Raw genomic sequence first — 8,244 nt, 5'->3', positions numbered from 1 at the left:
AGTTGCGCTCGCGTCACGCACCACGGTTTACCGGAACTGGACCCGCTGCGAAGGTAAATCGCGCAGATTGATCACGACCGAATACGCGCCCTAGGAGTGTGTGCGGGGCAGGTGGCCGTTGCGGCCTGTGGGCGGCGCTCTGCGCCTGCGGTGCCGGGCCGTCGGCCGGCCGCTCGTCACGCCGCCCGGTGGATCCGGCCACCGGTTCCCGGGAGCCCGGCCGATGGCGGTGGGAGACGTCGGGAGTCGGCGCTGCGCAGGCCGGCGGTCCGCCGCCACGTCCGCGCGATGGCCGGCCCGCTGAACCCCGTCGCCCATCTGAGGAGCCACAGCAGGACGTCCTGGTCCTCCACCTCGCCCTGGACCTGCCCGCTGCCGAGGTCGCGGACATCACCGGAACGGACCCGGCGGCCGTCCAGATGCACCTGCGCTCCGTGCGCGCCGCCCACCGCCAGCCCCAGTGAACGCGGGGTCAGCGGCGATGGCGAACCAGCCAGGCCGGGCGACGTGCCGCGGGCCATCCCACCGATTTCACGTCCGCGCTGTCGGTGCGGGCGGACACGCTGGTGGACATGGACGACATGGGCGACGACGAGGTGCTGCTGAGGGGCCGGGTCTACGGGTCCGACCACGACGACCCGACTCCCGGGCCTCGGCCGGGGCACGCGTACCGCGAGCTGGTCGGAGGCCCGCTGGACGGCCTGCTCCTGGACGTCACCGGCTTGGACGCCGAGCAACTCGCCGACGGCGCCGCGCTGTCCACCGAGATCGGCGCGTACGGCGCCGGGGGGCACGCCCACTACGAGCCCCGGCCCGCCGATCCCCGCCGCGGGAACTGGCAGGGCGACACCCCCTGAGCCGGCACCAACCCGACCGCCGCTACTGGCGTCGAGCAGGCTGACAGGCTGTCGGCTACGAGTGATCAACCTGCCCGGCGTCCGCTGCACCGCGCCGGAGGGCCTGGACGCCGAGACGGTCGCCGCCCGCCTCGGGCGTACCCGGGACCTGGCCGTCGTCCGCGCGGTGCTGCGCGGCGCGGTAGAGCGGGGCGAGGTGGCGCACCGCGAGGTGTTCGTCCACCCCGACCACACCTGACGAGGCGGACGACAGCGGGAGGGCGGGCTCGGGGTTTCCCGGGCCCGCCCTCGCGCTGTCGCCTCGGGGTGGCCGCGCGGCGGCGACGGCCGGTGAAGGTGAGGCGCAGCGCCCCCGGCCGGTGGGCCGGGGGCGCCTGCGTCGGTCGGTGCCGGTCAGTCCGAGGAGCGTGCGACGTCGAGGGTGCCGGCGTAGTCCAGGGCTGCGTCCCGGGGCACGTACCAGGCTCCCCGGCCGGTCCGTACGGCCGGCAGGTCGCCGCAGTGGACCAGGCGCAGCACGGTCATCTTGGTGATCCGCAGCATGGCCGCGACTTCCGCGATGGTCAGGAGACGGAAGTCCTGGGCCGGGGGTGGTGCGAACGGGTGCGTGGGGGCGGGCCACGGGGCGGGCCCGTTCATCCAGGCGACCAGCTTGTCGAGTTCCTGCTGGACGAAGGCCTCGTCGGGCTGCGGTACGGCGTCCTGCTCGACCTGCCGGAACAGGTCCGGTAGGGAGTCGGGGTCGGTGTGGCGGCGGGATGTGGTCATGACGCCTTCCTCCTCTTCTTCGCGGCGGCGCTGTCCACGGCCTCGGGCAGATCGTCACCGATCTCGCGGGCCCGGTGCAGGCGGGCCCTGTGGAGCTGGACCCGTACCGTGGCCTGTGAGATGCCGAGGTCGCGGGCGATCTCGGCGGTGTCCAGGCCGTTGCGCCAGGCCAGGACGGCGACAGTGCGCTGTGCCTCGGGCATGGCCTTGATCGCCGCCCAGCACCGGTCGAGCGCGGCGCGGGCCACGGTGACGGCGGCGGGGTCGTGCCCGTCGGCGGTGTACTGCTCGTACACGTCGATGCGCATCTCGTCGAAGCCGATCTTTCGGCGCAGGCCGTCGATGTGCCGGCGGCGGCAGACCGTCTTCAGCCAGGCCGTCTGGCCGCCCAGGGAACTGCTCCCGAGGCCCTGTTCGTGCCACTTCAGCGCGGCCTCGTGGAAGGCCTGCTGGACGAGGTCCGCGGCGGTATGGGCCTGACCGGTCAGCAGCGTGGCGCTGCGCAGCACATCGTGGTAGGCCGCCCGGTACAGCGCCGTGACGGCGGCGCTGACGTCCTCCGGGATCCGCCGTTTGTCCTCCGTCGTCACTTGGCCCCCTGCTCGTTGGCGTCCGGTGTGCCCTTGGCCGGCCGGGTGCCGACCCGGACCCGCATGCCGGGTCCCCCCATCCCGCTCTCCTGTTCCACGACGGTGCCCTGGGGCGACCGCTCGACCAGTGCGACCAGGGTGCGACGGCGCTGCCACTCGGTCAGCAACCGCACCGCCACCCCCAGGGATCCAAAGACGACCAGCACGATCCACGACGGCTGACCGCCCAGCGCCACGAACGGCACCGCCGGGGTCCAGCCGAGGAGTTGGGCTACCTGACGCTTCATGCCCAGTAGTCGAACGGCAACGCCATAACGTTTACATCCGAGCGAAGAAATGTTATGTGCCACCGGGTGCCGTGCCTTCCTGCCTGGTCAGGGTGCGGCCTGCCGCGCCACCGGCACCAGCGGGCCGTCGTTCCTTGACGGCCTCCCGCGCCCCGTGTGCGGTGGGACGCGGGCGGGTTGGCGCCGTCGGCAGGCGGCCGGTCTACTGCCCGGTGCCGGCCGCCGGTGCGACGGCCCCGCGGCCGGTGTGGACGGCGTCCAGGACCCGCTCGTGGTACCGGGCCAGGGACTCGCCGGCGGGCAGCGGGGTCGGGGTGCCGGTGGGGGTGTACCACTCGTCGGCACCGCGGTACTGGACCGTCACCCAGGTCTGCCGACCGGGGAAGGCGGTGGTGGCGACGGTGAGCTCGCCGGTGACGCAGCCGACTTCCTCGGTCATCACGCCGCCGGGCCCGGCCGTGACGTGGTCCTGGCAGCGGTCACCGCCGTCCCGGGCGGTCACTGGTCGCAGGTGTCGAGCATCTCGGACAGGGCCTGCCTCTCCGGGGCGGTGACGTTCGGCCGGTGGCGGCGGGGGCCGGAGAGGGGCGTGACGGCCTGCGGCAACCGGGGCCGCCCCACACCAGGAACGGTACCGAGGCCACCCACCGATGGACGCGCCAACGCCGCCGCTGCCCCCGCAACGCCTCAGGTGATCCCGGTCACGGGCGCGGACGCAGCGACGCGCACGATCTGCTGGCGCGCGGTACCCGGGCATTCCGGGTGTCTGTTGCTCGTTCAGGTGAACCGGTCGCGGCCCGCTGTTGGCTGTGCCGCGGGCACGGCACTCTGGAGGCCGGAAGGAGGGGTACGACGGGCGGAAGGGGGCTGCGGCTGTCCGGTCAGGGCAGATGTCTGTGAGGCGTGTTCGGCAGCGGCGTGCGGCGTACCCACTCCCGGCAGGCTTCCCAGGAGCACGGGTATGCCTGCGGCGCTCGCGGCTTCGACGCCCTGCGATGCGGATTGGCCATGACGTCTTCCATTGTCTCGGACCGGCGATCTCGGGGCGGTGCGGGACCCAGCGGCCCGCCGCCCGCACCGGACATGTGCGGGCGGCCGTCCGGAGTTCGGGTCACCAGGTGATGGGGACGTATCCGTTGCCGCCGTCGGCGCCGCTCCCGCCGGTGTGAGGTTGGCGTCCTCCCCTCCCTCCCCGCCGCCGCCACCCGCACCGCCTCCTCCTCCTCCACCGCCGCCCCAGGCCTGGATGATCAACCGGGTGGCTCCCTCGGGGACGGTGAAGTAGAAGTGTCCGGCCGTGGCGAAGGTCATTTGCCCGGCGGCCCGTGGGCCGGCCTGTGAAGGCGACGCCGGCAGTGCGGACGCCGGAACGGGAGCTGCCGTACACAGACCGCCGGTCAGTGCGGCGAGGGAGAGATGGTCCGCGACTACGTGGCGACACGCCGCGAGGAAATCCGCGTCGAGGCGGGGCAGGGAGTGGTGGAGGCGTTCGTCCCGCAGACGCACAAGCCCGGGGCGGAGGCGGAGGTCGACTTCGGGGACGTGACGGTGCGTCTGGCCGGCGAGCTGGTGACCTGCTACCTGTTCGCGTTCCGGCTGTCGTACTCGGGCAAGGCGGTGCACCGCGTGTTCGCCTCGGCCGGGCAGGAGGCGTTCTTCGAGGGCCACGTCCACGCTCTCAACGTGCTGGGCGGGGTGCCGACCGGAAAGGTCCGCTACGACAACCTTAAGGCCGCCGTCGCTCAGGTCCTGGGGTTCTCCCGCCAGCGGGTGGAGACCGAGCGGTGGACCGCGTTCCGCTCGCACTACGGCCTGGACAGCCTCTACTGCCAGCCAGGCATCCGCGGCGCCCACGAGAAGGGCGGCGTCGAGGGCCAGATCGGCTGGTTTCGCCGAAACCACCTGGTCCCTGTCCCCGAGGTCAACTCGTTCGCCGAGCTCAACGAGATGATCGAGCGGTGGGACGAGGAGGACGACGCCCGACGGATCCGGTCCCGGCCGCGCACGATCGGCGAGTACTTCGCCGCCGAGCGGCCGCTGTTGGCGCCGCTTCCGGAGGAGCCGTTCGAGACGGGTCGGCTGTTCACGCTGCGAGTCGACCGCTACGGCCAGGTCAGCGTCCGCACCAACCGCTACTCGGTGCCGGTGCGGTTGATCGGCCGGACCGTCCGCGTGATGCTGCATGCCTCCGACCTCGTTGTCTACGACGGCCGGGAGGAGGTCGCCCGACATGAGCGGCTGATCGCCAAGGGCGGCACCCGACTCGACCTGGACCACTATCTGGAAGCTCTCGTTCGCAAACCCGGTGCCCTGCCCGGGGCGACCGCGCTGGAGCAGGCCCGCTCCGCGGGGAGGTTCACCCCGGTCCACGATGCGTGGTGGGCGGCGGCCCGCAATGCCCACGGTGACCGTGACGGCACCCGTGCCCTGATCGATGTCCTGCTGCTGAGCCGCAGTCTGCCGCACGAGCCCCTGGTCGCGGGTCTCGCGGCCGCGCTACGAGCCGGCGCGCTGACCGCCGACGCCGTCGCGCTGGAGGCCCGCAAGGCGGCCGAGGCGGACACCATGACGGCCGACGCCGAGCCTGAGTTGTTCCCGTCGGACAGGGCGACCGTGACGTCCCTGACCGCGCGGCGCCTGGCTCACTTGCCGCCCGACACCCGGCCGCTGCCCTCGGTGGCCCACTACGACCAGCTGCTGCGACACCGCCGGCCGGACCGCCCGACCACTTGAAGGAGAGCGCCATGACCTTCCCCCGCCAGCGAGGACTCACCGAGCAGGCCGCCAACGCCGCCGTCGACCAGGCGTGCCGGATGCTGCGACTGCCCACTATCCGGGCTCAGTTCCCAGAGCTCGCCGAGGCGGCCTCGCGCGAGCAGATGTCCTACCTCGGTTTCCTCGCCGAACTGCTGATGTCCGAGTGCGACGACCGCGCCCGGCGCCGTTCGGAGCGCCGGATCAAGGCAGCCGGGTTCCCGCGCGACAAGTCGCTGCGGAAGTTCGACTTCGACGCGAACCCCAACATCGACCCTGCGATGATCCACACCCTCGCCACATGCGAATGGATCAAGAAGAGCCTGCCGCTCTGCCTGATCGGCGACTCCGGCACCGGCAAGTCCCACCTGCTGATCGCGCTCGGCACCGAGGCCGCGATGGCCGGCTTCCGGGTGAAGTACGTGCTCGCCACCAAACTCGTCAACGAGCTCGTCGAGGCCGCCGACGAGAAGCAGCTCGCCAAGACCATCGCCCGCTACGGCCGCGTCGACCTGCTCTGCATCGACGAACTCGGCTACATGGAACTCGACCGCAGGGGCGCCGAACTGCTCTTCCAGGTCCTCACGGAGCGTGAGGAGAAGAACAGCGTCGCCATCGCCTCCAACGAGAGCTTCGGCGGCTGGACGAAGACGTTCACCGACCCCCGCCTCTGCGCGGCCATCGTCGACCGACTCACCTTCGGCGGAAACATCATCGAGACCGGCACCGACTCCTACCGCCTCGCCACCACCCGTGCCCGCGCTGAACAGTGGCCGCTGGCTGACCGACCAACGGGCTTCGCCACAAATGCAAAACACTCTTGAGGCAGTCGGAGACAACGGTCTATCGTCAGGACACTTGTCTTCTGACCATCTGGAAGTCTTCATGCCTCGCCGTCCACCAGGCGAGATCAGGGTCGAACAGTCCCCGCGCTGGGCAGCCGGCACCGGACAAGTCATCACTGGCTTGTCCGCTGCGACAAACCGACAGATCGCGCAGTTCGAGGCGCGGCACCGGCTGCCCCTGGGGTCTGTCGCCCACGCCTTCCGGGCATGGGCCTTGGCACTTCATGAGTGGCCGGACCATGGATCCAACCGTGGACACGGAACCACGCACTGGAGAGACAGACACGCCCGAACACTCCTGGAGGGGGCTGCTGCGTCCATGCGACGGAAGGCGCGTCGCGAGCTCCTGACAGCGGTCTCGCCTCTGGATGACCGCTTCCTGGCGCGGACACTCCCGGATCCATTCGCGCCAGCCTTCGAGCCGTGGTGGAAGCGCCGACTCAGATAGCTACCTGCCTCCAGACACCGCCTGACCGCGTCGGTCGCCCTAGATGCTCCTACTTCTCGTCAACATTTCCAGCTCTTCTGAGCTGGGACCGCTGCTGAGATCCGGCAACATCTGCTCTCCCCTCTGACCTACGCAGCCACTCCGGGCGTGCCGGTGGGGCGCGGGCACCGGGCCGGCCCCGCCCGGTCCACCCGCAGCGACGCGCAAGCGCCATCACCGGTGCACCGGCGCCTGGCCGTCGAGCCGTGAGGCCGCCCGCGCGCGCCGGGCCTTGGGCCGGAGGGAGAACCACGATGACTCTTCGATGGGAGGCGTTCCTGGAGGAGGTCCGGGAACGCGGTGAGTACGACAGCCCGCAGGAGGCCGAGCGGGCCGCCCGGGTGGTCCTGGCCCTGCTCGGCGCCCACCTGGTCGGCGGCGTGCGCGCGGAACTGGCCGCCCGCCTGCCGGAGACCATAGCCCTGGTCCTGCTCAACCCCCTGCAGGCCGCCGAGCCCCTCACCGCCGAGCGGTTCGGCCGCGCGACCGCGGCCTGGATCGAGGGCGCCACCGAAGCCACGGCCGTGTGGGACATCGGCGCCGTCCTGTCCACGGTGGCCGACGCCGCCGGCGACGACCTCACCGGGCGGATCCTGCTCCAACTGCCGCCCGGCTACGACCTGCTGTTCGGCCGCCCGACCACAGGCACACGACCCTGACCACCCCCTCACGCCGCCGCTGCCCCCGGCAGCCAGCCCCCGGAAGGCCCCACGGTCATGACCCGCTACCGCCTCCTCCTCCAGCAGGTCCGCAACCTCGGCCGCTACACCTGCGACGAGGAAGCCGAACGCGTCCTCGACGCCGTCCTGGCCCTCCTGGGCTCCCAGCTCACCGGCGACGAACGCTGCGACCTCGCCGCGGCCCTGCCTGAACAGGCCCGAGCCGTCCTCGCCGCCCAGATCCCCCTGCCCCACCCCGTCACCGCCCCCGCCTTCGTCGAAAGCCTCGCCCACACCCTGGGCACCAGCCTCACCGCCGCCCGCTGGGACGCCTCCTCCGTCCTGGCCGCCCTCACCGCCACACCGACGACCACCTCACCGACCGCCTCCTCGCCCACCTGCCCCGGGGCTACGCCCTGCTGTTCGGCCGGGCCGACCTGGCCGCCGCCTGACCCTGCCGCGACGGGTCCTGCTGCGCACGGGCGGCCGCGAAGGCGGCCCGCTCGGCGGCGACGACCGACACCGCACCGCCGCCGTCACCGCGCCCGCCGTCGTTCCGCTCCGCCCTGGCCTCGCCCCTACCTACGGTGACCGTGGGTAGGGCAGCGGGTTCCGGGCCCGCCGCGATTCAGCGAAGAACGACTGGTTTGTGATCACGGTTCGGTGACCTTCCGGCCCTTGTGGGGTCGATGGCCCGTACCTGGTGTCCGGCGGACGGTAGGTTTCCCCAGCACCCGCCCGCCGACACCACCCCGCCACGACCGGGTGAGGGCCCCCGCCGCGCTCCCACGGCCGCAGGGGCCCGGTGCCCCGGTTCGACACCCCGGTTCGACACCCCGCGTCGACACCCCGCGTCGACGCCCCGGTCCCGGGCGCGCCGCGGCGCCCGCGCCCGCACCCCGCCGCCTAGATGATTGATGCCAAGGGCTCGTTGGCGCGCATGACATGAAGCGAGGGAGTCCAAAGGTCGGTTGTGACGCCTGACCTGGACTCCCTC

The 8,244-nt window shown here is 72.1% G+C and carries 12 protein-coding genes; 6 read left to right on the top strand and 6 right to left on the bottom strand.

Annotated elements, in window-relative coordinates:
• Positions 1–176: 176 nt before the first annotated feature.
• Entirely contained in the window at positions 177–521 is a 345-nt protein-coding gene (locus ACIQVZ_RS41910) for a hypothetical protein (RefSeq protein WP_402458289.1), read from the bottom strand.
• 60 nt (positions 522–581) lie between these two features.
• On the opposite strand from ACIQVZ_RS41910, the gene ACIQVZ_RS41905 reads away from it, so the two are divergent.
• Together ACIQVZ_RS41905 and ACIQVZ_RS41900 are read left to right on the top strand one after the other, a co-directional pair.
• The gene (locus ACIQVZ_RS41905; RefSeq protein WP_402458294.1) at positions 582–857 is read left to right on the top strand and encodes a hypothetical protein; all 276 of its coding nucleotides are present in this window, start codon (positions 582–584) and stop codon (positions 855–857) included.
• A 61-nt stretch (positions 858–918) separates the two neighbouring features.
• On the top strand, positions 919–1,095 hold the full coding sequence (locus tag ACIQVZ_RS41900) for a hypothetical protein (RefSeq protein ID WP_402458287.1): 177 nt from the start codon (positions 919–921) through the stop codon (positions 1,093–1,095).
• Positions 1,096–1,250: 155 nt separating this feature from the next.
• Here ACIQVZ_RS41900 and ACIQVZ_RS41895 read toward each other — a convergent pair whose 3' ends face one another.
• The 5 genes from ACIQVZ_RS41895 to ACIQVZ_RS41875 form a co-directional block, all read right to left on the bottom strand.
• Positions 1,251–1,496 (bottom strand): helix-turn-helix domain-containing protein, encoded by a 246-nt coding sequence (locus ACIQVZ_RS41895; RefSeq protein WP_402458292.1) that lies wholly within the window; start codon positions 1,494–1,496, stop codon positions 1,251–1,253.
• Positions 1,497–1,621: 125 nt separating this feature from the next.
• A complete protein-coding gene (locus ACIQVZ_RS41890; protein WP_402458284.1) occupies positions 1,622–2,215 on the bottom strand; it encodes an RNA polymerase sigma factor in 594 nt (197 codons plus the stop codon).
• A complete protein-coding gene (locus ACIQVZ_RS41885) occupies positions 2,212–2,502 on the bottom strand; it encodes a hypothetical protein (protein ID WP_402458281.1) in 291 nt (96 codons plus the stop codon). The genes ACIQVZ_RS41890 and ACIQVZ_RS41885 overlap by 4 nt, the downstream gene beginning before the upstream one ends.
• 202 nt (positions 2,503–2,704) lie before the next feature.
• Positions 2,705–3,004 (bottom strand): hypothetical protein, encoded by a 300-nt coding sequence (locus tag ACIQVZ_RS41880; protein WP_402458278.1) that lies wholly within the window; start codon positions 3,002–3,004, stop codon positions 2,705–2,707.
• Complete coding sequence (locus ACIQVZ_RS41875; RefSeq protein WP_402458275.1) at positions 3,001–3,123, bottom strand: hypothetical protein; 123 nt, start codon at positions 3,121–3,123, stop codon at positions 3,001–3,003. Before ACIQVZ_RS41875 ends, ACIQVZ_RS41880 begins: the two co-directional genes overlap by 4 nt.
• A 795-nt stretch (positions 3,124–3,918) precedes the next feature.
• Between ACIQVZ_RS41875 and istA the strand changes: the two genes are divergently transcribed.
• The 4 genes from istA (at position 3,919) to ACIQVZ_RS41855 (ending at position 7,838) form a co-directional block, all read left to right on the top strand.
• Positions 3,919–5,235, top strand: coding sequence for an IS21 family transposase (gene istA / locus ACIQVZ_RS41870; RefSeq protein ID WP_402458272.1), 1,317 nt, complete (start codon positions 3,919–3,921; stop codon positions 5,233–5,235).
• Between the two features lie 11 nt (positions 5,236–5,246).
• Positions 5,247–6,080, top strand: a complete 834-nt coding sequence (gene istB / locus ACIQVZ_RS41865; RefSeq protein ID WP_402458269.1) for an IS21-like element helper ATPase IstB — start codon at positions 5,247–5,249, stop codon at positions 6,078–6,080.
• Between the two features lie 762 nt (positions 6,081–6,842).
• Positions 6,843–7,247, top strand: coding sequence for a DUF2267 domain-containing protein (locus ACIQVZ_RS41860; RefSeq protein WP_402458267.1), 405 nt, complete (start codon positions 6,843–6,845; stop codon positions 7,245–7,247).
• A gap of 57 nt (positions 7,248–7,304) precedes the next feature.
• The gene (locus tag ACIQVZ_RS41855; RefSeq protein WP_402458265.1) at positions 7,305–7,838 is read left to right on the top strand and encodes a DUF2267 domain-containing protein; all 534 of its coding nucleotides are present in this window, start codon (positions 7,305–7,307) and stop codon (positions 7,836–7,838) included.
• The last annotated feature ends 406 nt before the right edge of the window (positions 7,839–8,244 follow it).

Source organism: Kitasatospora sp. NPDC098663 (assembly GCF_044760075.1).
Taxonomy (GTDB): Bacteria; Actinomycetota; Actinomycetes; order Streptomycetales; family Streptomycetaceae; genus Kitasatospora.
The sequence above is the reverse complement of the archived record's forward strand: the minus strand, read 5'-3'. Positions and strand labels throughout refer to the sequence as shown.